Source organism: Blastomonas sp. CCH1-A6 (assembly GCF_001556365.1).
In the GTDB taxonomy this organism is placed as follows: Bacteria; Pseudomonadota; Alphaproteobacteria; order Sphingomonadales; family Sphingomonadaceae; genus Blastomonas; species Blastomonas ursincola.
Map to the genome: position 1 here is coordinate 1 of NZ_LSIS01000007.1, position 257 is coordinate 257.

1 protein-coding gene is annotated in these 257 nt (G+C 75.5%); it reads right to left on the reverse strand.

What is annotated here, in order from left to right; genetic code table 11:
- On the reverse strand, positions 1 to 257 hold a 257-nt coding region (gene trbK-alt / locus AX735_RS00275), incomplete at both ends, for a putative entry exclusion protein TrbK-alt (RefSeq protein ID WP_082750841.1).

Sequence of the window (257 nt, forward strand, 5' to 3'; positions counted from 1 at the left end):
CGCCGTGTCGCTGCCGCGCTCGATCTCGGGCGGGGGCTCGTCCTGGCGGAAGAAGCGGCGGCGGTTGACGGCCCAGGCCGCCTCGCAGCCACTATCCGGCTTGGTGAGCGAGGCGCAGCGATCCAGCTCGCGGGCGAGCCTGGCCTGGCCTTCGTCCGCCGGCAGGAAGAGCGGGGGCGCGGGCGCAGGCTCATCGGGCTGGACGGCGGCGACGATCGCCACCGTCATCATCAGCCCGGCCAGCGCCGCCACCCCTG